We start from the raw sequence: 21,081 nt of genomic DNA, 5'->3' as shown, positions 1-21,081 counted from the left end.
AAGGAAAGCAAAATGATAAAAAATGCAGTCGTGCTAGGACTCATCTTTAGCGCCCATACTCTCGCCTTTGACCTCGAGAATACATACCCAACCACTGAAATAAAATACTTGGATGACGGCACTGAAATCTCTGTGCCTTTTCATGTCAAGGGAGAAGCAACCAGTGCAGTCCTGGGTTTAATTAATGCAAAACGAGCAAAACGATTTTTATGGAATGACGGTTGGAAAGTTGTTACGCCAAAATGTGATGGCAAAAGCTCCGGAAAAGGTATTGCGGCTTTTTACACTCAAAAAATCACAGAAAGTCCAGCAGGAGCATACAACGAAACGGTCGCAACGTTTTTTATTCAACGCAGAAATGCGCCAGATCTCGACTTACCTTGTCCAAGCGACCTGAACTCCCTTGAAGCACAAGTAAACTATGCAATGGCTGCATTTACAACTATCAATACTGCTAATGCTGAAAAGCAGTCGATGGGGCTCCCTCACGACTACGCCTCATTCAACTTTCATTTGATGTTGGACAATGCGAAAGCGGTTGAGGCCGGTGAAATATGGGGTTACCCCAAACAATTGGCCCAAGTTGACATCACCCTAAGTGAAAATACACATCGTCTCGAGCTGGCCAAGAAAAATGGTAAGCCTTTGCTCAGTGCTGAATATCAGCGTAAAATTGGCACAAACACACCACTGTACTCGGTCGGTGATAACGTTGTACCCAGCTTTAACCTTCCTGATGAGTCTAAGATCCCTCAACTAAGTGGCGTATTGACCTCTACTAGCGGCTGGATCTTGCCTTTCGTTGGTAAGTTTACGATTCACTCACCAAAAAGTGTCACCACGCGATTTTTACGCAAAACGCAGTTTACTCCTATCGCGGTATTAGAATTCACTAACGTTGAAGGCGTTGCGCTACCACTTTACGATAGGTAACCTTCATTAGTATAGGCGGAGGCTTAACGGCCTCTGCATTTTAATTACCTTTGCTTGTATTGCGTTTTGCAGTATCCACGATTGACCTTTTTGCTTCTAAGTTTAATATGCTTTGTGTTACGGCCATTTACTCGTTGCCGCCATAGCTTAAAACTGCTGGGTTTTAGGCTACAACGCATCAATTTGATCACGTCAGGTTCACTAAGCTCAAACTGTCGCTCGATAGCTTCAAATGGCGTCCTATCTTCCCACGCCATTTCAATGATCCTGGAAATTTCTGAGTCACTAAATTGCACTTGCTTAATCTTGTTGTGTTCTAATCAGAATCACACATACGCACCGAGTGCCAAAATAGATTAAAAATACTTACGACCAATCAATATTCCCATCGCAATGCCAATAGGCAAGGTGTACATGATTTGCCCTGATGCAACGCCCACGGCTGTGCCTATTCCCGCGCCGATAGCGAGCCCCAAACCTATTTTTCGATTGGCATTTTGTTTATCATATTTCATTGACTATTCCATCATCTAAACCAGTAGTTAATGTGGCAAAGTAATGAAGTAATGTAAACCACCTTATTTGCTTAACAATCAGTGCCCTTCTCGCTTAAACCAAGCCTGCAAAAACTCGATACATTGAAGCACCGCGGCTGGCACAAATTGGCGTGCTGGATATAGTGCATATAAGGCGAGTGTAGGTTTATCAGCATGCTGTAAAATACTAACGACCTCGCCCTTTTCAAGTGCTTCTCTACAGGCAAATTCAGGTAAAACCCCTATTCCCAAATGGCTTTTAATTGCCTGCAACATAAAAAGGACATTATTCACTTTAAGGGAGCCTTTTATTCGCACACCTTCGTCTAATGGCCATAAGTTCTTGCGTTTTGAATAGCTGTATTCAAAACAATTATGATGAATTAAATCTGGTGCTGATTCGATTGCAGGGTGACTATCTAAATATTGTGGTGAGGCGCATACATGATAATTAAATTGAGTAATTTCTTTACCTATATAACTTGAGTCGAATGGGCGACTGGAAGCCCGAAAACCTAAATCGAACCCTTGTTCAACTAAGTCGATATCCTCATCTCCTAAATGTATTTCAAGGTCGACATCGGGATACGCTTGCATAAAATCGGCGAACATTGCTGCCAAGTCAGTGATCCCAAGCACCATTGGCACATTCACCTTTAGCTTACCTTTTGGTGCTTGCTGCGACTCTTGTATGAAGGTGTCTGCATCCTCTAACTTATTGAGAATATCCTTAGCACGTTGTAAATAGCCTTCTCCCACATGCGTGAGCTGCAAATTGCGCGTGGTGCGATGTATAAGCCGCGCACCAAGCTCAGCTTCTAGTCGGCTGATCTCCTTACTGATCATGGATTTGGACGTATTATATTGCTCTGCAACACGAGTAAAACTGCGTACCTCAGCCAGTTTTACAAACATTTCTATCGCTCGTAGCTTGTTCATACTTTCCTTGATTATTGTTTCCACCATGTGAACTCTTGGTTCTCATTGTAGCTATATATCAAACAGCATCTAGTTTATACACTGAGCTTGTCTTTTAGCCAAGAAGCAAATAAGGAAAACTATTATGTATACGTTATATTACTTACCAGGTGCTTGCGCGCTAGCAACGCAAGTCATATTAAGAGAACTAAAACAACCCTTCGAACTGGTTGACAAACGCGGTGTTGATAACTTTTTAGCCATTAACCCAACAGGTAAAATCCCGGTTCTTAACGATGGCGAAAACAGCTTGGTAGAAGGAGCTGCAATCTTACTTTATCTACTCAATAAACACGAAAATAGCCTTCTTCCTCGAGCCGATGTTTTTCAAAAGCAACAAGCGATAGAAAACATTCTGTTTGCTAATGCTACGATGCACCCGGCTTACAATCGTCTGTTTTTTGCCACAGGTGCGATTGCTGACGAGCATGCACGCCAGCCATTTTTAGAAGCGGCAGCGGTTGCCATCAACGAATTATGGGGGTTAGTCGAGAAAAAGTTAGCGCAGCAAACATTTTTAGGCGGCGATCAGGTTTCCACTGCGGATATCATGCTGGCTGTATATGCGCGTTGGGGCGCCTATTTTCCAGTCGACATTGTCATTCCAGAAAAAGTCAGCAAAATGTTAGCTGCAGTTGAGGCAAGGCCCAGCTTTATCGCCTCGATAGCAGCTGAACAAGCACACAGTACAGACGCATGAGCTTAATATGACTAAGCTTATTTTCAAACTACAGGATTTAGACAACGTAACCGCGGTTATTCAACAATATTTTGAAGGGCTACACCAAGGAGATATTAAAAAGTTAGATGCGATTTTCCACGCTGAAGCGGTGCTCAAAGCTCCAGGAATGAGGCGCACCAAATCACAGTGGCTAGATTTGGTCTCATCTCGACAAACGCCCGAAAGCCAAAGCGCTGATTTTAATTACCGTATTTTGTCGGTGGATGTTGTAAACCATCAAGCAATGGTCAAGCTGTATTGCCCACTATTTGAACATCACTATATCGACTTTATCGGTTTACTTAAAGAAGATGGACAATGGCGTATCGTCAACAAAATGTATGATGATCTGTAGGAGATAATCAATGCCTATCATCAATATTAAAATCACAAAGGAAGGCGTTACACCTGCTCAGAAGCAAGCCTTAATAAAAGGTGCAACTCAGCTTATGGTGGATGTCCTTGATAAAGCGCCACAAGTTACTTTTATCATTATAGAAGAAGTTGAAACTGACGACTGGGGAATAGGGTTTGATCAAGTCTCTATGTTGAGACAGCAAAACTTAAATCCTAAATAACGCAATAAAAAAGAGGCATCAAATGGTGCTTCTTCACCTGCAAAGACAATTTTCTTGAAAAAGAATCTTATAAAATTCAGGTAAATAAAAACTTTTTTAAAAAAGTTTCTTGAAAAGTATTTGCCTCGTCCATAGATAGTATTGTGAGGACGCCGACAGGGTCCCAACCTAAACTAAGTAAATGTTTTATATGCTATTTATTGGCTTTAATTGAAGCAATAAATAGCTTAATTATCGCTTTATGAGGATACATATTATGCGTACAGTAGACCTATCTCCACTTTATCGTTCATTCATCGGTTTTGACCATTTAGCACAGCTAATGGATGCAGCATCACGCAACGAAAAGCAACCAAGCTTTCCACCATATAACATTGAAGCCACCGGTGAAGACAAGTACCAAATTACCATGGCTGTTGCCGGATTTACCGAGCAAGAGCTTAGCCTTGAGTCAGAAAACAATACTCTGACAGTCAAAGGCGAAAAGCAAAACAAAGAAGACAAAGCTGAGCGCAAATTTATTCATCAAGGCATCGCAGAGCGTAACTTTGAGCGTAAATTCCAACTTGGCGATCACGTCAAGGTGATTGGCGCAGGACTTGAAAACGGCCTGTTAGTCATTGACCTTGAGCGCGAGATTCCAGAAGCACTCAAGCCAAGAAAGATTGAAATTGGCAAAGGCAATCTCATCGAAAATAAATAATCGATTGAGGTCACTTCCCCCTGTTTTTACATGATGTCACGTTTCCAAGTCGCCCTCGGGCGACTTTTTTGTTTTGAGTAGCTAGTTTACCCATTTTATAGCGTCGAGTAGGTTTTAAGCTAGCAGCGTTAAACTCAGTTCCAATCGCCAGCTCAATTCGCCTTGCCTACAAAGTGTAGGCACCCTAGTGCGAGCAGAAAGCTTAGTTATCTCCAAAGCGTTCTGAACGGCAAACTGGTATCTATAGATAATTTGGGGTCGCTCTCATAGGCGTTCATCTCAAGACATCCAACATACAATTCATAATAAAACACCGATAACAACAGTTAAGCCAACATCTATGGTTCTCTTGCCAAGTTAGCAGTCATGATCACCGCAATATTGTTAAATACTTCTACTTGTTCGTGAGATAGGTCAGTACACATTTTTTGTATCAACCCAGCCTCTATGACAAGCATTCGTTTCAATATCGCTTTGCCATCCTCTGTTAAACCTAAAAAATGGCTTCGAGTATCATTTGGATTTTTTGTTTTTTCTATTAACCCCTTCTTTGACATCTCTTTAATCAATCTCGCTAATTGGCTTTTATCTCTATCCATTAGTTCTGACATCAGAGCAGCTGTACAGTTTTCTGTTCTATTAATTAGATGAAGCGACTGAATTTCCATCGGTACCATATCAATCCCCTGCTCTCTAACTGCTTTTAAAACTAGAGATTTAAACTTAAAGGTTAATGCTAAAAAGCTATCTGGAAGTTCTCTGTTCAAAATCCACTCCTTCATTGGTTGACATTATCAACAATAGCACCTAACCTTTACAGCATCAATAGTTGATAATATCAACTTTAGTGGAGAGGCGATTATGAATTTAGTTAAAAAGGTACTTGTTGCGGCCCCTATGGTAATCGCATTGGTGGGTATATTAACTTTCGTGATGACCTATCAAAATATAGGGTTTACCAACCGGTTTGTTGAGCAATGGCTGACCTCTACTTTATTGTCTGCCACAACTATTGCTCCAATTGGCTTTGTCATGGTTATGGTAATCTCAAAGGTTGCTGAATCACTGATGCCAAACACAGCAAAGATCATTAAAAATACTGTGATTGGTATATCAATGGCCATTATCATGGAAGGAATTATGGCCGCGGTTACAACTATTAATAATGTCCCTTACAGATCCATGAGTGAATTTATCAACACTTGGTTTCATGCATTTACCATCGCGCTGCCTGTCGGGTTGTTAATTTCAGTTTTTATGACATTGACTGTGAAGCCTCGCCTTGAACGATTTATGGCTAGCTGAAAAAGAAGCTTGTTATGAGATACAAATACATTAAAGCTAATAGCGCAGAAACTCATCGTCTTGTTGGTGGAGAAATAACATCACTACTTGTTACGGGAGAAGATACCAACAATAGAGTCTCAATATTTGATAGCCTGATACCACAAGGCAATGCCGCACCTTGGCACTACCATGAAATAGATGATGAAATTTTCTATATCATCCACGGCTCTATAGAATTTGGTGTTGAAAATGAGGTTATTACTGCAGGTAAAGGTGACTTACTTGTGGCTGGTCCTAATGTTAAGAGGCGCTTTAAAGCGTTGACCGATAGCCATTTACTTGTCATAAATTTACCTTCAGGACCGTCGGAAAGTTTTATTCGAGATATCGCAAGGTTGTCAGATGGAACAGCTTTGAGTAAACAAGACAGACTTAAGTTTGCCAAAAAGTACAAAATTCATTTTTGTTAGCTTGCGCTGCCACAGCTAATGATTGAAAAATATCAACTTTAAGTGCTATCCACAGAGTTACATTTAACACCTTACAAAAATCAATACACTCAAAACAAAAAAAGCTTGGCTATCAAGCCAAGCTTTGGGTGCGGTGCGAATAACCGCCTTACTCTTACCGACTATGATCCTTCACTTTACTTCCCTAATGACATCCAAACTCTCTATTTGGAGCTCAAAGATTCTGATAGCGATGCCTCGCTGTAAGTATTCCTTTATACCAGTTTGTTTAAACTTGCCCGAAAGAGGGCGCTTAGTTGAACAAATCAGTAATGTTGCCTGTTACTCAACAACAATCATAATCTTTGAACTCTATTCCCTGCTCCCTGACATCAGTTCCTTTTCCCCTATCACTCCTTTGCGCAGGTAAATTTACTTCTCCAGCTCTAATTAGCCTTTAAAGTTTGCAAATTCTGTTTCGCTTAGCTCGCCGTTTGCATCAACGTCTAGCGCTTTAAATTGCTCTGCAAGTGCAGTATGCGCTTGTGCTTCACTCATGCTGATTGTGCCGCTTTGATCTGTATCTAGCGCAGTGAAGTCTTCACCCGCCATTGCAGTAACAGAAGCGAAAGATAAACCTGTGATTGATAGTGCAATTAGTACGTTTTTCATCATTTATTCCTCAAAAATTTAAATACTGTTCGTTTCGTGAAATTGGAGGGCTATTACTTAGCCTTTAAAATTTGCGAATTCTGTTTCGCTTAGCTCGCCATTAGCATCAACGTCTAATTCTTTAAATTGCTCTGCAAGTGCAGTGTGCGCTTGTGCTTCACTCATACTGATTGTGCCGCTTTGATCTGTATCTAGCGCAGCGAAGTCTTCACCCGCCATTGCATTAACAGAAGCGAAAGATAAACCTGTGATTGATAGTGCAATTAGTACGTTTTTCATCATTTATTCCTCAAAAGTTTTAAACTCTGTTCGTTTTATGAAATTGGAGGGCTATTACTTAGCCTTTAAAATTTGCGAATTCTGTTTCGCTTAGCTCGCCATTTGCATCAGCGTCTAATTCTTTAAATTGCTCTGCTAGTGCCGTGTGTGCTTGTGCTTCGCTCATGCTGATTGTGCCGCTTTGATCTGTGTCTAGCGCCGCAAAGTCTTCACCCGCCATTGCATTAACAGACGCGAAAGATAAACCTGTGATTGATAGTACAATTAGTACGTTTTTCATCATTTATTCCTCAAAAATTTAAATACTGTTCGTTTCATGAAATTAGAGGGCTATTACTTAGCCTTTAAAATTTGCGAATTCTGATTCACTTAACTCGCCGTCAGCGTTACCGTCTAGCTGAGTGAATTGCTCAACAAGATTTGGATTTACTTTCGCTTCGCTCATGCTAATTGTGCCACTACCATCGGCATCGTATTTGGCAAAGTCGTCACCAGCCATTGCATTAACCGACGCCATTGACAGGCCAGCAAGGGATACTGCTACTAGTAGATTTTTCATCATATTCTCCTTAAAGTTCAGTCTTGACGGAGAGTCCGAAGACTCACCGATATCGAACTTTTAAATTAGCCTTCAAAGTGCTCGTACTCTGACTCGCTCAGCTCGCCGTTACCGTCAACATCCAGTGTCTTGAATTGCTCAGCTAACTTAGGATTAACCTGTGCTTCAGCCATGCTGATTGTGCCGCTGCCATCAGTGTCGTACTTTTCGAAGTCGTCCATCGCCATTGCCGATGCTGAAACCAATGTCATACCTGTGATTGATAGTACTGCTAATAAATTTTTCATGATCTTCTCCTTAACGATTAAAGTGATGTGATAACTCGGCAAATTACCCTTCGTAGTTATCAAATTCTGCTTGGCTTAGTTGACCATCTTGGTCTGCGTCTAGCTCGTTAAATTGAGCAAGAAGGCCTTCATCTGCTTTTGCTTCTTCAATAGAGATGTAACCGTCACCATTCATGTCTAGTTTGTCGAAATCAGTGTTTGCATGTGCACCTACTGATGCCAAAGTCATTACTGCTGCTGATACTGCGATTGCTAGATTTTTCATCGTGCTTTCCTCATAAGATTAAAAACTAAATTCTGTGTTAAACGTTTTGCTATTAAAGCTAAAAACTGATTTTGCATTTGTTGTTGCGTTTCGTTTTTCGCTTTCGAGATAACTATTCCAACTTTGATGCCAAAATTGAAAAAACACCATTTATCAACAAGTTAATGGGAATCACTTAAAAAGATTAAGGTTGGATTAAGGCAAGCTGTTGCTAAATGGCAACAGCTAAAAAAGCGAAAAATAAAAAGTCTTTATTTTTCTTAATGTTAGATTGTCGCAGCTTTGCAACAGGTAAATTTTTGGAGAGAAAATTTTGCAAATCTCGCAACGCCATTTGATTGAAATTTGTGCACCCTTATAAAGGATTTAGCATCGTGAAAAAAATTTTTTCTCAGTCATTACAAAAACAGGCACTTATTGCCATGTTTATTGGTGTGCTTCCAATACTCACACTGACTTTGTGGTACGCCCAGGCACTGTCCAAAAACCAACAAAAAACTCAGGGCATTTATAATAAAAATCAAAAACTTATCCTTGAATACAATTTTGTAAAAGCGGATATCAGTGCGCTTGAAAAAGCACTGCAAAATAATCAGCTGTTGCAAAGTGAAACACTGCAAGAAAGCATCGAGCAGAAGTGGCAAAACACCAAAAAACGCATTCAATTATTAAAAATAAACCTACCCGATTCGCTGTTTGTTGCTAAATGGCGACAATTCGCTCCCGATGAGATCAATGCCACTTCAAAAGCTGAAGAGTTCCAACAATTGGTTAAGGTGCTTAATCAATTCGAGGAAAGCTTTCAGCAAACACTTAATAAGCGCTTATCTGATCAAGAAGCTCATTTCGTGCAACTGCAAACATGGTTTATGTTCGGTCTCGTTATCTTGCTACCCACCCTTATCGTGATCAGCATCTTTTTGATCAACCGGATTTGTCAGCAGCTTAATCAGGTAGAATCTGCGGTATCTGAAGTAGGTAAAGGTAATTTTGATAAGTCGGTAGAACTCTCTGGCAGCCATGAATTGCAGCAGTTGGGTGACAGGTTAAATTGGCTACGGCTCGAACTTAAGCGTATTCAACAACAAAAAGAAACCTTCTTGCGCCATGTTACTCATGAACTTAAAACCCCTTTGGCATCGCTAAACGAAGGAAGCAGCTTATTAAATAGTGGATTGCTTGGAGATGTTAACCCAAAACAACAACGTATTCTCATCATTATGGAAAACTCTGTTGCAAAGCTTGGATCATTGATCGATGATTTGCTCAGCTATAGCGCGGCCAGTCACCCTGATAGCCTACATCACGACGCCGAAATGAATCTTATCCAAGAAGAAGTCTCAAAACATCTTAGCGATAAGCTAGGAAAGACTGATGTGATAGTGAACTGGCAAAATCATGATGACCTAAAAGTACCTTATCTTCCGTGCAAATTAGTGTTAACTCAGTTAGTGAGCAATGCCATTGATCACGCTAAAAGCAATGTCACTATTTCAATTGAAGAACAAAATGGCGAAGTATTGTTGATAGTCCGTGACGACGGTGATGGCATCGACATCAATGAAGCCGATTCATTATTCCAGCCATTTGTTCGTGGTGAAAAAAATAAAAATAATAATGGCAGTGGCTTAGGTTTAGCCATTGTCTCTGAGTGTGTGAAGCAATTAAAAGGCTATGTGAAATGGCTATCAGTAGAATCTGGCGCCAGTATTCAAGTCGCCTTTCCAAAAAGGGATCCAAAATGAAATACATCGCATTAAGTATCACGCTATTTTTGCTCGGTGGTTGTGCCACAACGGAGCAAAACGTCGAGCAAACAAAGCAATTTATTGGCCCTGTAAAAACAGAAACCAGCGCTAAGTTTGTACCTTTAGCTGAGGTGATCAAAGCCTTAGTCAGCCAATGCGCCAAAAAACATAACGTGACATTTAACGATTACTATAAAGGTGCACTGCACTTACAGGGCTTTATTCACACCTATTGCGGTACAGACTCAACCACCAAGCAACTTAAAGCCATTGAAGAAGTAAAACTACAAGATTATTGGCCAGACGATTACAACATTTGGTTTGAATCGCTAGCTTGGCACACTCAAAGCCTTCGTGAGCAAAAAATCAGTAATTATTACTCTGACAATAAGGCGCAACAGCACCAAGAGCAATTGTTACAAACCCAAAAGCAGCTTGCCGAGCTAAAACAAAAGCTTGCCGACATAGAAAAACAACGTTTAGAAACCGATCTTTCTGAAAACCCATCACTTGAGGAGGATTCACTATGAGTCAAACACAACAAGGCGCAAAGTTACTTTTAGTGGATGACGATACGTCTTTAACTGAGCTACTGGCCATGCGTTTAGAAAGTCACGGCTACGAAGTTGAAGTTGCGCACCGCGGTACGCAAGCGTTAAATATCCTCAAGCAAATGCCTATCGACTTGGTCATCACTGATTTGAAGATGGCGCACATGAATGGCTTTGAACTTAATGAGCAAATAAAGAAGTATTATACCGGCATGCCCGTTGTGATGATGACCGCTCACGGCTCTATTCCTGACGCTGTTGACGCCATGCAGCAAGGCTTTGTGAGCTTTTTAACCAAGCCCATTGACTCTCAACAAATGCTCGATGTCATCAATGAGGCGCTTGCAGGAAAAGTGAGGACGGCACAAACTTCGGATCCAAATAACTTCCATGGATTGTTATTCCAAAGTGCCGCAATGCGTCAATTGGTACAACAAATTCAAGCGCTTGCCAGCAGTAATGCAAATATTCTTATCCAAGGCGAGAGCGGTACCGGTAAAGAAGTAACGGCAAAAGCAATCCATTTGGCCAGCAACCAAGCGCAAGGCCCATTTATTGCGATTAACTGTGGCGCAATGCCCGCTCACCTGTTGGAGTCTGAGCTATTCGGCCATAAAAAAGGCGCGTTTACCGGCGCGGTGAGCGACAAAGAAGGTTTAGTACAAGCGGCAGATGGCGGCACCTTATTCCTCGATGAAATTGGTGATATGCCGCTTGATTTGCAAGTTAAACTACTGCGTGTTTTACAAGAGCGAACCGTTCGTCCTGTGGGCGGCCAAACCGAGCACAAGGTCAATGTTCGTTTTGTCTCTGCAAGCCATAAGAACATTCAAAGCGCCGTTGCGGAAAAGCAATTTCGTGAAGATTTATACTATCGATTAAACGTAGTGTCTGTTGAAATCCCAAGCTTAAGAGAGCGATTGGAAGATATTCCACTACTTGCATCACGCTTCTTAAGTGCACTTAGCGATGGCGAAAAGCAATTTAACCAACAAAGTATTACGCATTTGTTGAATTACCATTGGCCGGGCAACATCCGTCAGCTCCATAATATTGTGGAGCACTGTGTTGCTATTACGCCAGGTAAAATGATCACTGAAGATATCGTACAAAAAGCCTTGCCTAAAGATAAAGAGCAGAATGCGTTTACAGGATTAAATGAAGCGAAACGCCAATTTGAGTATGACTACATCCAAAAAGTACTGGCACTTTGCGAAGGGAATGTGTCGGAAGCTGCAAAACTTGCACAACGTAATCGCTCTGATTTTTACAAATTACTTAAAAAACATGAGATCCAATGCTAAACCTATTAGAGGGGTAACATTAGCTTTAATTTCTAAAGTACGTTGCTTGGTCAAATTTACCATTGCAAAGTGCTTGTAATACGGACTTTAACGAGCCACGCCCGTGGCTCAGGTTTGCCCTGAGAATATGCGCTCCTGCTAGGAGCATAATAAAAACACTCGGATAGTTAAGGGTTGTCTGTATGAAAATGCGCAAAAAGCTCATTATTAGCTTTGTTCTCACTGTGATCATTCCTATATTAGCGATTTCTGTGGTCAGCATTTCTCAGACCAAAAGCGACTCTCTTGATAAATTCCTTGATGCTTCTGGCAATGAGATAAGGCAAGCCGAGCAGTCTTTTGTACTGTTTTTTGAGCAGATGAAGAAAAATGCGCGCTTCCTCGCCGAGTCCAAGGCTGTGCAACAAGCGGGTCAAGACACCACCACTTATTTTGGTGCTGAGAAACCGATGACTCCGCTACAGAACGGCCAAACCGAAAGCAATATTTTTGAGCTTTATAGGGCATTTGGGCAAACCCACGAAGAATTATTGTTTGTATATCTTGGCACCGGATCTGGAGGTTTTATTCAGTATCCTGCGGAGCCCCTTGGCGATTACGATCCAAGAAAGCGCCCTTGGTATCAAAACGCCTCTAAGGATCCCAGTAAGGTTATCCTTACCGAACCTTATCAAGGAGTAACGGGGCAAGCCATGGTTTCTGTTGCCACAGGTATAAAACGTGACGGCAAAGTGATTGGCGTGCAATCATTAGATGTAACACTTGCTACACTGACCGATATCGTTAGCAATATTCGACTCGGGGAATCAGGATATTTAATCCTTCTTGATGCCGAAGGCACTGTACTTGCCGATCCTAAAAATAAAAATCATAACTTTAAACACATTAAAGATCTCACCAGCCCACTTTACAAGGCCATTCGCAGCGCCACAAACGAACCCTACCTCACTATTGAAACTGATAATAAAACCTATGATGCTAAGATTTATCGCTCTGACACACTCGGTTGGCAATTTATCGCAGTGATCGATGAAGATGAAATCTTAGCTTCAGCTTACGATATGACGATTAGTATTACTATTATCGCAGTCATCATGGTGATTTTATTTATTATTATTGCAATTACACTTGCCAATAAAATCGTTGAACCTATTGAAATGGTGTCTGATGGTTTAAAAGAAATAGCACAAGGTGAAGGCAATCTATCCAAACGTTTAAAAGTCGTCACCAACGATGAAATTGGAGAGCTGGCCACGTGGTTCAATAAATTCTTGGACTCAATTAATTCGCTCGTGAAAGATATTCAAAGTAATGCCTCAACATTGAATGATGCTGCATTAGGATCACAAAAGAGTATCAACGATATCCGTAATCAATGCCATACGCAGGCTGAAGACTCTGCCAGTGCTACCACGACCACTGAAACCGTAGAGCAACTTGCTGCACAGATCAGTGAAAGCTGCGGTCACACTTTGGAGGATGTCGTCACTGCGGACGATCACGCTCAGCGTGGTAACAGCACAATAGAAAGTACAGTATCGCAGGTTGCGAGGCTTAATCATTCGTTAGCTGAGTCCGCCAACGCCATGAACCAGCTCGAAAGTGAAAGCCAAGATATCACTAATATTTTAGGCGTGATCCGTTCTATCGCAGAGCAAACTAATCTTTTGGCATTAAATGCCGCGATTGAGGCTGCCCGTGCAGGTGAACAAGGTAGGGGCTTTGCGGTGGTTGCTGATGAAGTAAGAACGCTTGCACAGCGCTCACATGACGCTACACAGGAAATAGAGCAAGTGTTAACCAACCTCATCGCTCAAACAAGGACGGTATCAGCCCAAATGACATCAAGCGTAAGCGAATCTGAGACGACTATCAAACAATCACAAAGCGCGCAGCAAGCATTTACTGACATCGCTCAGGCTGTATCAAGGATTAAAACATCGGTTTCAAATATAGCGTCACAAGCTTCATTACAAGGAGAAAATGCAGGTCATACTCGACGTTTAATTGACTCGGTAGATATTTCTGTACGACAAGTCGGAGAAGAAACAGCCGCATTAAATGCAGGCGCTGACCAATTAGTTAACTTAGCTAAAGACTTAGAGCGTTTGGTTGGCCGCTTTGATATTGACTGAATAGAAAACTAATATCTTGTTTTTTGCAATTGTTACAAAATATCGTCTCAATTAGTTGTCCTTATAATAAGAACTAGTTAGACTCGATGAATTGATTTATTACAGAAGAATAAAAATGAAGAAATTTAAATTTACATTAATAGCAGCATCTTTGGTTGCTGTACTCGGTTGTCAAGAAGCGCCGTCACAGCACACAAAGTCTGAAGCTAACGCTGAGCAAACCGCAGCAGTTACGGCTCCTGTAGCTGAAAAGATCCCACACAAGACCACCATTCACGGTCAAGAACTTGTCGATAATTATCACTGGCTACGTGACGATACTAGAAGTGACGAAAAGGTATTGTCACACTTAACCAAAGAAAATGCCTATACCGACAGTAAGCTTGTAAACACGGAGCAACTACAACAAACCTTATTTGAAGAAATCAAAAACAAAGTGGTCAAAGATGACCGCAGTGTGCCGGTACTAAACGGCAGTTACTATTATTTTAGTGCCACTGAGGGTGACAAAGAATACTTCACTTATTACCGCAGTGAACACCAAGATGGTAAAAATGCAAAAGCTATCTTTGATGCGAATATCCGCGCTGAAGGTCAAAACTATTATGGTGTCGGTGGTCTTTCCATTTCAACCAACGAAAACCTGTTAGCTTTTGCTGAGGATACATTAAGTCGTCGAATTTATACGATTCGAATCAAAGATTTAACGACAGGTAAGCTATTAGACGATACGATTGAAGGCGCTTCAGGTCCTATCGTTTGGGCAAATGACAACAAAACTATCTATTACATCAAAAAAGATCCTGTTACTTTGCTTGGTTATCAAGTGTTTCGCCATACTCTAGGCACAGCACAAAGCACAGATGAATTAATTTACGAAGAAAAAGATAACAGCTATTACACGTATATCTCAAAGAGTAAAGACAAGAGCAAAATATACATTCACCATTCAAGTACCGAGGCGTCAGGTGTATCTTTACTAGACGCAGATAATGCAAAAGCAACTCCTGAGCGCTTTATCCCTAGAGAAAGTGGTCATGAATATAGCATTGCTAAACTTGGCGATTGGTATTACATCCACACCAATAAAGATGCCGTAAACTTTAAGCTGATGCGCGTTAAAGCCAGTGATGCAAGTGATATTTCAAAATGGCAAACCGTTGTACCGCACAATGCCGATGCAAAACTAGATAGCTTTGAGCTATTTAATCAGCACCTAGTTTACGAAACGCGTGAAAATGGTCTTAGCCAAATCACCGTATTAAATTTAGATAATAACGAAAGCAAGCGTTTAACCTTTAATGACCCGGCTTACGCCGTTTATTTAACTAGTAACGAAAACCTAGATGCAAATGCAGTAAGAATTGGTTATCAGAGTATGACGACCCCGGCTTCTGTGTATGATGTCGACCTTGCTAGTTTAGACAAAACACTATTAAAGCAAGACAAAGTATTGGGCGACTTTGCACCTGAAAACTACCAATCTGAACGTATTTTTATCACCGCACGTGACGGCATAAAAGTACCGGTTTCAATTGTTTATCGTAAAGATAAGTTCAAGCAAGATGGTTCAAACCCGTTACTACAATACGGTTATGGTTCATACGGTTCTAATGTTGAGCCAACCTTCTCAATAAGCCGATTAAGCCTTTTAGATCGTGGTTTTGTCTATGCTATTGCACACATTCGTGGTTCAGAAACGCTTGGCCGTCCTTGGTATGATAATGGCAAAAAGTTAAACAAAAAGAACACCTTTAACGACTTTGTTGATGTCACAAAAGCACTCGTTGAGCAAAAGTATGGGGATGCTTCACGTATTTATGCTAGAGGTGGCAGCGCAGGTGGCCTATTAATGGGTGCAGTCATTAACCAAGCGCCAGAGTTGTACGATGGTGTACATGCGGCAGTTCCATTTGTAGACGTGATCAATACCATGCTTGACGAAACGCTACCGCTGACCACAAATGAGTACGACGAATGGGGCAACCCAAATGAGAAGACGTATTTTGATTACATGCTGTCTTACTCACCTTACGATCAAGTTAAAGCCCAAGCATATCCAAATCTGCTTGTAACCACGGGTTTGCATGATTCTCAGGTGCAGTACTTTGAGCCAGCGAAATGGGTCGCTAAGCTACGAGAATATAAAACAGATGATAATCTACTGCTGCTAAAAACCGACATGGAAGCTGGCCACGGTGGTGCGTCTGGTCGCTTTAAGCGTATTCACGATGTCGCATTAAGCTATAGTTTCTTTATCGCACTCGCTGAGAATAAACTGTAGTCAACGTTCACATTAAACAAAGGAGGCTTCAGCCTCCTTTGATTGCTCTTGCCTAACTATTCAACTGACTTTCTTTAGTACGCATCTGCCCTAAAAAGATCTAAATATACTTTAGCAGTGTCAATACCTAAGTGCTTCAATCTAAGCATTGATGAAGCATATCAAATACGTAAATACTGGGAATTTATAGCCCAAGTTCTTCGTAACATAAGTTTAGTACCCCCTCCTAACAAACTCGCTATTTGTTGGCTATATTTAAAAAATGACTACTAGTTACATAAGTGAAAAATGAATTTATTTCGCTTTGTTTTTATTTGCTACTGTATCTCTCTGCCGCTTTTATCTAGCGCTGCTCCCCATAAACCTGAATACTCGGCACCCATTAAAGTAACCATTTTGGTCGACGATGCTTACCCGCCTTATAGTTATCAAATTAACGGCGAGCTTTATGGCATCTATGTAGATATAGTAAAGCAAGCTGCACGTTTGCTGAGTCATGAATATCAAGTTAATTTGCAAGCGGTACCTTGGAAGCGAGGTGTTTCCTCTATGGCATCCGGTGATGCAATGGCGTTAATGCCACCTTATATTCATATCAAAAAACGCCCCTATATCTGGCCGTATTCAATTCCTCTTCAAGAAGAGGTCGTGGTTGCCTTTTGCAATCAAGGGATAACGTTAAAGAACTTGCCTCATGTAACACCAGAAAAAGTACTTAATATTGGCATTAATGCCGGTTATATCATCTTAGATGAAAGCCTAATGGAAGCGCAAAAACAAGGACTTATTCAACTTTGGGAAAACAAAAGCACACGTTCAAATATCGAAAAGCTCGCACGTGGGCGCATTGATTGTTACGTCAATGATCGGCTTTCCACTTTACTTGGTATCAATAAAATGTCGCAGATAACACCAAATCTAAGCACCAGTAATATTGTTGAAGATAAAATAGTAATGCGTCGCACCGCCCACATTGGGTACTTAAAAGGGTTTGAAGAAAAATATCCATTTAAACAAGACTTTATCCTAAAGATGGATGCGGCATTGAGGCAGGTAATAGACAACGCAGCAGCGGCAGAAGAGTGAATCTGCACGCATGATAAAACTCCTTAAGCCACTGCTTTATAGAAATAAACAAAAAATAGAACAAAAAGGATGGATCATGATTAAATTAGCAAGAAATTCGTTCGCTGCCATTGCGTTTGGATTGATAAATACTTCAAACGCACAAGCTGATACCGTTGAGTTTAAGTTGCAAGAGGTAGCAAAGGGCCTTCACGTGCTATTTGGGCAAGGCGGTAATATTGCGATAAGTTCAGGCTCAGATGGCGTTTACATTGTCGATGATCAGTTCGCTAAACTCAGCGAACAAATTAAAGCAAAAATCAAAACTATCCAACCCAACGCACCTGAGTTTGTGATTAATACCCATCATCATGGCGACCATACAGGAGGCAACGAAAATTTCGCACAAGCAGGCAGCCATGTTATCGCGCATCACAATGTATACAAGCGGTTAGAACAAAAACACGGTGATGGTTCTGACTACTTGCCAACTTTGACTTTTGGCAGTGATATGAAGCTCCACTTTAACCAAGAGCATGCTCACTTGTGGCATTATCATCACGCCCATACCGATGGCGACGCAGTGATTTTTTTTGACCGAGCAAATGCCGTACATATGGGCGATATCTATTTTAATTTAGGCAGCTTACCTTTTGTCGATGTCGACAGCGGCGGCTCCTTAGATGGAGTAATTAAAGCTATACAAGATGTGATAATGAAAATAGACGACAAGACCACCGTCATACCAGGCCATGGCCCTGTAACAGATAAACAAAATTTACAAGATTATCTGGCACTATTACAAAAAGCTAAAACGATTATGCTAGATGCAATGAAAAATAATACAAGCTTGGAAGAAGTTGTAGCCGCTCGCCCACTACAGATACTTAATCTTAACTATGCTAATTGGCTACCAGAAGAGCGCGTTACCACTTTATTCTATCGAAGTTTAAAATAAGCAAGCTGGAAAACACAGAATGCGATGGACAGTTTGGTAATAATAAAGCGAAGAAAACACATGTTTCAAATTCGTCCATCCCAATCAAAGTTACACCAATAAATCCGCTCAATACTTATTACCGCTCACTTTTTAAACAAAAAAGTTGCAAACTTCATTGGACAGCGCCTTAAGAACGCTATACTATATGCAGGCTTTAGATACTTAGAGCACTTACTACTGCTGCACTGTTTTTTCTTGATACTCTTTTTTTTAAAAAGTCGTTTATAGATATACCAATGCGTTACTAGCTAAGTTTTATCTATCGCTTTATCGGTGATTTTCACCACACAATTAATTTTTTGAAAAAGGTTTCAATTATGTCTAACACAGTAAACGGCACAGTTAAGTGGTTCAACGAAGAGAAAGGTTTTGGTTTCATCACTCAAGAAAACGGCGGTAAAGACGTATTCGTACACTTCCGCGCTATCGTTTCTGACGGTTTCAAAACTTTAACTGAAGGCCAATCAGTGTCTTTCACAGTTGAAGAAGGCCAGAAAGGTCCTCAAGCAAGCAACGTAGTAGTTAACTAATACGTATTGCCCAGAGCTAGTGCCTGCACTAGCTCTACGAATTTTCCCACTCCTCACTTAGCCTTTCGGCAACATATCTGACAGCAACAACGCAATCCCCAAAAATGACATAAAACCCGCTATATCTGTAATTGTCGTAAGTACAATTGATGAAGATTGCGCAGGGTCGAGTCCAAATTTTTTCAATGCAATTGGTACAATGGCGCCTGAGCTTCCCGCAATGACAAGAGATGATATCATCGCAAGCGCAATAACAAGTGCAAGACCGAGTGATTGACTCCACAAATATACGCCAATGCCACAAGTAACGGCTATTGCTATGCCATTTAGCAGACCAACCATCATTTCTTTTAGCATCACCTGATACCAGTGTCGCGTTGAAATTTCTCGTAGTGTTAAGCCTCGCATTGTTACAGCCAAAGCTTGAGCCCCTGCGTTACCCGACTGTCCAGCAGCTACTGGCAGCAAAATAGCTAAAGCGGTAACTTGAGCAATCAATCCCTCAAATGCCCCCACGACGGCTGCGGCTGCAAATGCGGTTAACAAGTTAATTTGTAACCACGGGAGCCGTTTCTTTACTGCAAACCAGCTACTTGATAGAGCTTTTTCGTCTTTACTCGCACCTACCATGGTCTGCATATCACTCGCTAAATCTTCTTTGGTTGACTGATAGGCGTCAAAAAATCGGATCTGCCCAACTAGCTGTTGCTGCGCATCAAGTACCGGAATTGCTCGCACTTTGTGCCCTTCAAACGCTTCCACGACCTGATCTTTATGATCCATTACATTTAGCGTGACTCGGATCGGTGTCGCAACCTGCATTAGGGTTTTACTTGAGGAGCTTCCCACTAAAATATTGAGTGTTGTTTCGCCCACTAAATCCTGCTGTTCGTTTAACACATAGATGACATCTGGCACTTTACCGTCTAATCGCTTCAGCTGCGCAAGTACTTCTCGTAGTGTTGTATCTGAGTAAAACGCTTGAACCTTTTTGTTCATCATTCTCGCAGCGGTATTTTCAGGAAAAACCAGCAACTCACTAAGTTCATCCGCTATGGTTGAATGCTGCTCCTTTAATTTAGCAAGTAGTACCTGCTGCGCTTCCTGCGACTGTTTGTTCAAAAGCCCGACCGCAATATGGCTATCTAGGCTCGCGATAAATTGTGCTTGATAATCCACAGGGAATTGCTGGAAAATTTGTTCAGCGGCTCCCGGCGGCAAATATTTCCATAAACGATAAATGATATGTTGTGCCTGCTGTTGTAATAATTCCGCGGCTTCGTCTGGAGGTAAAGTGCCAAGGAGCTGCGCACTTTTGAGCGGAAACTTACTTAAAAACTCATCACTGAGCTGCTCTACCGCTGAATCTAATGTACCTTTCGCTACGCTCATCGCTTATTTCCCCTTGACCTTAACTGGTACCAATGTATCTAACATACTGACAAACGAACTGGTATAGGCATCTAATAAATCTAAAGATTCACTTGGCTTGTCTTGTGTTTCGTCCATTCGGCCAAGTGCACTTCTCACTCTGTAATGTGGCAATACCCCAATAAAATCACCACTTCGATTGGCAACTGCAACCTGATCTTGTTGCGCCCAAACGGGCGATTTCAATGCACTATGCAACTCGGTATAACCACTTAGAGAAACGACGTGAGTATCCATCAAATCTGCAATTTTCTGTTGCGGCGCTTTTCGAAGCAAATGAGTTAGTGACAACTGACCGACCACATGGCGATGCTGATTTACCACATAAACTAGCGCAAACCCGATATAGTCACGCTTTTTTAAGCGCAGTAGTGACTCCTCAACTGTCATTGTTTCTTCAAGAATTAATACGTCCGTTTCTACCCATGCTCCCACAGTATAATCAGGGTAGCTAATTAACATCTTGCAGAGAGTTTGTCGTCTTACTGAAATGAGATTAAGAAAACGAGCAAGTTCTTCGTCCTGTAAATGCCTTAAGATAGCAGCAATATCAGCCAACTTCATTTTACCTAGCCACCTAGCAATATCCACATCCGTTTGCGTTATCAGAATTTCCGCTGCACTGCGAGGCTGCATGACTTTAAGTACGTTTAAAGCAACTTCATTTGGTAACGTTTTTAGTAACTCAGCAGCGACATCTGGCGTTTGCAAAGAAAGTAAGCGCGCGGCGCCTGCAGGCTCTTCTTGTAAAAAGTGTTGCGCAATTTTGAGGTTTAACGCTGACAT

27 protein-coding genes are annotated in these 21,081 nt (G+C 41.4%); 15 read left to right on the top strand and 12 right to left on the bottom strand.

Translation table 11 applies throughout. The features are described 5' to 3' along the window. The first annotated feature begins 12 nt into the window (after positions 1-12). Positions 13-933, top strand: coding sequence for an acetoacetate decarboxylase family protein (locus EXT47_RS23335; RefSeq protein WP_130127714.1), 921 nt, complete (start codon positions 13-15; stop codon positions 931-933). 44 nt (positions 934-977) lie between these two features. On the opposite strand, the gene EXT47_RS23330 is transcribed toward EXT47_RS23335, so the two are convergent. The 3 genes from EXT47_RS23330 to EXT47_RS23325 all read right to left on the bottom strand — a co-directional run bounded on the left by EXT47_RS23330 (position 978) and on the right by EXT47_RS23325 (position 2,408). Then, positions 978-1,229: a TIGR03643 family protein gene (locus EXT47_RS23330; RefSeq protein ID WP_039491233.1), complete on the bottom strand. Its 252-nt coding sequence runs from the start codon at positions 1,227-1,229 to the stop codon at positions 978-980. A 60-nt stretch (positions 1,230-1,289) separates the two neighbouring features. Then, positions 1,290-1,448 carry a hypothetical protein gene (locus EXT47_RS23920; RefSeq protein ID WP_165383839.1) on the bottom strand — a complete coding sequence of 53 codons (159 nt, stop codon included), beginning with the start codon at positions 1,446-1,448 and terminating at the stop codon, positions 1,290-1,292. Positions 1,449-1,526: 78 nt separating this feature from the next. After that, positions 1,527-2,408, bottom strand: coding sequence for a LysR family transcriptional regulator (locus tag EXT47_RS23325; RefSeq protein ID WP_039491235.1), 882 nt, complete (start codon positions 2,406-2,408; stop codon positions 1,527-1,529). Between the two features lie 124 nt (positions 2,409-2,532). On the opposite strand from EXT47_RS23325, the gene EXT47_RS23320 reads away from it, so the two are divergent. The 4 genes from EXT47_RS23320 (at position 2,533) to EXT47_RS23305 (ending at position 4,449) form a co-directional block, all read left to right on the top strand. Beyond that, a complete protein-coding gene (locus EXT47_RS23320) occupies positions 2,533-3,147 on the top strand; it encodes a glutathione S-transferase family protein (protein ID WP_039491238.1) in 615 nt (204 codons plus the stop codon). Between the two features lie 7 nt (positions 3,148-3,154). Further along, positions 3,155-3,523 (top strand): nuclear transport factor 2 family protein, encoded by a 369-nt coding sequence (locus EXT47_RS23315; protein WP_039491240.1) that lies wholly within the window; start codon positions 3,155-3,157, stop codon positions 3,521-3,523. Positions 3,524-3,533: 10 nt separating this feature from the next. Then, positions 3,534-3,746: a 4-oxalocrotonate tautomerase family protein gene (locus EXT47_RS23310; RefSeq protein ID WP_039491242.1), complete on the top strand. Its 213-nt coding sequence runs from the start codon at positions 3,534-3,536 to the stop codon at positions 3,744-3,746. A gap of 256 nt (positions 3,747-4,002) precedes the next feature. After that, positions 4,003-4,449, top strand: a complete 447-nt coding sequence (locus tag EXT47_RS23305) for an Hsp20 family protein (RefSeq protein ID WP_010379331.1) — start codon at positions 4,003-4,005, stop codon at positions 4,447-4,449. Between the two features lie 338 nt (positions 4,450-4,787). On the opposite strand, the gene EXT47_RS23300 is transcribed toward EXT47_RS23305, so the two are convergent. Continuing rightward, entirely contained in the window at positions 4,788-5,216 is a 429-nt protein-coding gene (locus EXT47_RS23300) for a MarR family winged helix-turn-helix transcriptional regulator (protein ID WP_039491328.1), read from the bottom strand. 94 nt (positions 5,217-5,310) lie between these two features. Between EXT47_RS23300 and EXT47_RS23295 the strand changes: the two genes are divergently transcribed. Together EXT47_RS23295 and EXT47_RS23290 are read left to right on the top strand one after the other, a co-directional pair. Beyond that, the gene (locus EXT47_RS23295; RefSeq protein ID WP_039491246.1) at positions 5,311-5,754 is read left to right on the top strand and encodes a DUF2798 domain-containing protein; all 444 of its coding nucleotides are present in this window, start codon (positions 5,311-5,313) and stop codon (positions 5,752-5,754) included. 14 nt (positions 5,755-5,768) lie between these two features. Next, positions 5,769-6,206 (top strand): cupin domain-containing protein, encoded by a 438-nt coding sequence (locus tag EXT47_RS23290; protein WP_039491248.1) that lies wholly within the window; start codon positions 5,769-5,771, stop codon positions 6,204-6,206. A 429-nt stretch (positions 6,207-6,635) separates the two neighbouring features. On the opposite strand, the gene EXT47_RS23285 is transcribed toward EXT47_RS23290, so the two are convergent. The 6 genes from EXT47_RS23285 to EXT47_RS23260 all read right to left on the bottom strand — a co-directional run bounded on the left by EXT47_RS23285 (position 6,636) and on the right by EXT47_RS23260 (position 8,247). Next, entirely contained in the window at positions 6,636-6,857 is a 222-nt protein-coding gene (locus EXT47_RS23285) for an EF-hand domain-containing protein (RefSeq protein ID WP_130127728.1), read from the bottom strand. 57 nt (positions 6,858-6,914) lie between these two features. Further along, positions 6,915-7,136 (bottom strand): EF-hand domain-containing protein, encoded by a 222-nt coding sequence (locus EXT47_RS23280; RefSeq protein WP_010604271.1) that lies wholly within the window; start codon positions 7,134-7,136, stop codon positions 6,915-6,917. 58 nt (positions 7,137-7,194) lie between these two features. Then, positions 7,195-7,416, bottom strand: a complete 222-nt coding sequence (locus EXT47_RS23275) for an EF-hand domain-containing protein (protein ID WP_039491253.1) — start codon at positions 7,414-7,416, stop codon at positions 7,195-7,197. 57 nt (positions 7,417-7,473) lie between these two features. After that, positions 7,474-7,695 carry a calmodulin gene (locus tag EXT47_RS23270; RefSeq protein ID WP_039491255.1) on the bottom strand — a complete coding sequence of 74 codons (222 nt, stop codon included), beginning with the start codon at positions 7,693-7,695 and terminating at the stop codon, positions 7,474-7,476. 65 nt (positions 7,696-7,760) lie between these two features. Next, positions 7,761-7,982: an EF-hand domain-containing protein gene (locus EXT47_RS23265; RefSeq protein ID WP_130127713.1), complete on the bottom strand. Its 222-nt coding sequence runs from the start codon at positions 7,980-7,982 to the stop codon at positions 7,761-7,763. Positions 7,983-8,025: 43 nt separating this feature from the next. Next, a complete protein-coding gene (locus tag EXT47_RS23260; protein ID WP_010369619.1) occupies positions 8,026-8,247 on the bottom strand; it encodes an EF-hand domain-containing protein in 222 nt (73 codons plus the stop codon). Positions 8,248-8,621: 374 nt separating this feature from the next. Between EXT47_RS23260 and EXT47_RS23255 the strand changes: the two genes are divergently transcribed. From EXT47_RS23255 to EXT47_RS23220, 8 genes are all read left to right on the top strand, one after another. Further along, entirely contained in the window at positions 8,622-9,992 is a 1,371-nt protein-coding gene (locus tag EXT47_RS23255) for a sensor histidine kinase (RefSeq protein ID WP_130127712.1), read from the top strand. Next, on the top strand, positions 9,989-10,525 hold the full coding sequence (locus EXT47_RS23250; RefSeq protein WP_010369621.1) for a hypothetical protein: 537 nt from the start codon (positions 9,989-9,991) through the stop codon (positions 10,523-10,525). Before EXT47_RS23255 ends, EXT47_RS23250 begins: the two co-directional genes overlap by 4 nt. Next, positions 10,522-11,850 (top strand): sigma-54 dependent transcriptional regulator, encoded by a 1,329-nt coding sequence (locus EXT47_RS23245; RefSeq protein ID WP_017217572.1) that lies wholly within the window; start codon positions 10,522-10,524, stop codon positions 11,848-11,850. The genes EXT47_RS23250 and EXT47_RS23245 overlap by 4 nt, the downstream gene beginning before the upstream one ends. 182 nt (positions 11,851-12,032) lie before the next feature. Then, a complete protein-coding gene (locus tag EXT47_RS23240; RefSeq protein ID WP_130127711.1) occupies positions 12,033-13,985 on the top strand; it encodes a methyl-accepting chemotaxis protein in 1,953 nt (650 codons plus the stop codon). Positions 13,986-14,100: 115 nt separating this feature from the next. Beyond that, on the top strand, positions 14,101-16,269 hold the full coding sequence (locus EXT47_RS23235; protein WP_130127710.1) for a S9 family peptidase: 2,169 nt from the start codon (positions 14,101-14,103) through the stop codon (positions 16,267-16,269). Between the two features lie 288 nt (positions 16,270-16,557). Next, positions 16,558-17,355 (top strand): ABC transporter substrate-binding protein, encoded by a 798-nt coding sequence (locus EXT47_RS23230; protein WP_039491269.1) that lies wholly within the window; start codon positions 16,558-16,560, stop codon positions 17,353-17,355. 76 nt (positions 17,356-17,431) lie between these two features. Then, on the top strand, positions 17,432-18,292 hold the full coding sequence (locus EXT47_RS23225) for an MBL fold metallo-hydrolase (protein WP_130127709.1): 861 nt from the start codon (positions 17,432-17,434) through the stop codon (positions 18,290-18,292). Positions 18,293-18,651: 359 nt separating this feature from the next. After that, complete coding sequence (locus tag EXT47_RS23220) at positions 18,652-18,864, top strand: cold-shock protein (protein ID WP_010369631.1); 213 nt, start codon at positions 18,652-18,654, stop codon at positions 18,862-18,864. Between the two features lie 57 nt (positions 18,865-18,921). Here the strand turns inward: EXT47_RS23220 and EXT47_RS23215 are convergent, their stop codons facing one another. Together EXT47_RS23215 and EXT47_RS23210 are read right to left on the bottom strand one after the other, a co-directional pair. Further along, positions 18,922-20,256: a magnesium transporter gene (locus tag EXT47_RS23215; protein WP_130127708.1), complete on the bottom strand. Its 1,335-nt coding sequence runs from the start codon at positions 20,254-20,256 to the stop codon at positions 18,922-18,924. A gap of 3 nt (positions 20,257-20,259) precedes the next feature. Further along, positions 20,260-21,081, bottom strand: coding sequence for a CBS domain-containing protein (locus EXT47_RS23210; RefSeq protein WP_069020488.1), 822 nt, complete (start codon positions 21,079-21,081; stop codon positions 20,260-20,262).

It is taken from the genome of Pseudoalteromonas sp. CO342X (genome assembly GCF_004208915.1).
Lineage (GTDB): Bacteria > Pseudomonadota > Gammaproteobacteria > Enterobacterales > Alteromonadaceae > Pseudoalteromonas > Pseudoalteromonas maricaloris.
Note: the sequence above shows the minus strand (reverse complement) of the source record. Positions and strands in the feature narration are given on the sequence as shown.

Bases quoted from the DNA above. Each gene is read 5' to 3' on its own strand.
- EXT47_RS23275 (WP_039491253.1), bottom strand. From the start codon at position 7,416: ATGAAAAACGTACTAATTGTACTATCAATCACAGGTTTATCTTTCGCG.
- EXT47_RS23315 (WP_039491240.1), top strand. From the start codon at position 3,155: ATGACTAAGCTTATTTTCAAACTACAGGATTTAGACAACGTAACCGCG.
- EXT47_RS23230 (WP_039491269.1), top strand. From the start codon at position 16,558: ATGAATTTATTTCGCTTTGTTTTTATTTGCTACTGTATCTCTCTGCCG.
- EXT47_RS23260 (WP_010369619.1), bottom strand. From the start codon at position 8,247: ATGAAAAATCTAGCAATCGCAGTATCAGCAGCAGTAATGACTTTGGCA.
- EXT47_RS23285 (WP_130127728.1), bottom strand. From the start codon at position 6,857: ATGAAAAACGTACTAATTGCACTATCAATCACAGGTTTATCTTTCGCT.
- EXT47_RS23210 (WP_069020488.1), bottom strand. From the start codon at position 21,081: ATGTCAGCGTTAAACCTCAAAATTGCGCAACACTTTTTACAAGAAGAG.
- EXT47_RS23310 (WP_039491242.1), top strand. From the start codon at position 3,534: ATGCCTATCATCAATATTAAAATCACAAAGGAAGGCGTTACACCTGCT.
- EXT47_RS23295 (WP_039491246.1), top strand. From the start codon at position 5,311: ATGAATTTAGTTAAAAAGGTACTTGTTGCGGCCCCTATGGTAATCGCA.
- EXT47_RS23270 (WP_039491255.1), bottom strand. From the start codon at position 7,695: ATGAAAAATCTACTAGTAGCAGTATCCCTTGCTGGCCTGTCAATGGCG.
- EXT47_RS23290 (WP_039491248.1), top strand. From the start codon at position 5,769: ATGAGATACAAATACATTAAAGCTAATAGCGCAGAAACTCATCGTCTT.
- EXT47_RS23320 (WP_039491238.1), top strand. From the start codon at position 2,533: ATGTATACGTTATATTACTTACCAGGTGCTTGCGCGCTAGCAACGCAA.
- EXT47_RS23235 (WP_130127710.1), top strand. From the start codon at position 14,101: ATGAAGAAATTTAAATTTACATTAATAGCAGCATCTTTGGTTGCTGTA.
- EXT47_RS23240 (WP_130127711.1), top strand. From the start codon at position 12,033: ATGAAAATGCGCAAAAAGCTCATTATTAGCTTTGTTCTCACTGTGATC.
- EXT47_RS23305 (WP_010379331.1), top strand. From the start codon at position 4,003: ATGCGTACAGTAGACCTATCTCCACTTTATCGTTCATTCATCGGTTTT.
- EXT47_RS23245 (WP_017217572.1), top strand. From the start codon at position 10,522: ATGAGTCAAACACAACAAGGCGCAAAGTTACTTTTAGTGGATGACGAT.
- EXT47_RS23215 (WP_130127708.1), bottom strand. From the start codon at position 20,256: ATGAGCGTAGCGAAAGGTACATTAGATTCAGCGGTAGAGCAGCTCAGT.
- EXT47_RS23265 (WP_130127713.1), bottom strand. From the start codon at position 7,982: ATGAAAAATTTATTAGCAGTACTATCAATCACAGGTATGACATTGGTT.
- EXT47_RS23920 (WP_165383839.1), bottom strand. From the start codon at position 1,448: ATGAAATATGATAAACAAAATGCCAATCGAAAAATAGGTTTGGGGCTC.
- EXT47_RS23280 (WP_010604271.1), bottom strand. From the start codon at position 7,136: ATGAAAAACGTACTAATTGCACTATCAATCACAGGTTTATCTTTCGCT.
- EXT47_RS23335 (WP_130127714.1), top strand. From the start codon at position 13: ATGATAAAAAATGCAGTCGTGCTAGGACTCATCTTTAGCGCCCATACT.
- EXT47_RS23220 (WP_010369631.1), top strand. From the start codon at position 18,652: ATGTCTAACACAGTAAACGGCACAGTTAAGTGGTTCAACGAAGAGAAA.
- EXT47_RS23250 (WP_010369621.1), top strand. From the start codon at position 9,989: ATGAAATACATCGCATTAAGTATCACGCTATTTTTGCTCGGTGGTTGT.
- EXT47_RS23225 (WP_130127709.1), top strand. From the start codon at position 17,432: ATGATTAAATTAGCAAGAAATTCGTTCGCTGCCATTGCGTTTGGATTG.
- EXT47_RS23325 (WP_039491235.1), bottom strand. From the start codon at position 2,408: ATGAACAAGCTACGAGCGATAGAAATGTTTGTAAAACTGGCTGAGGTA.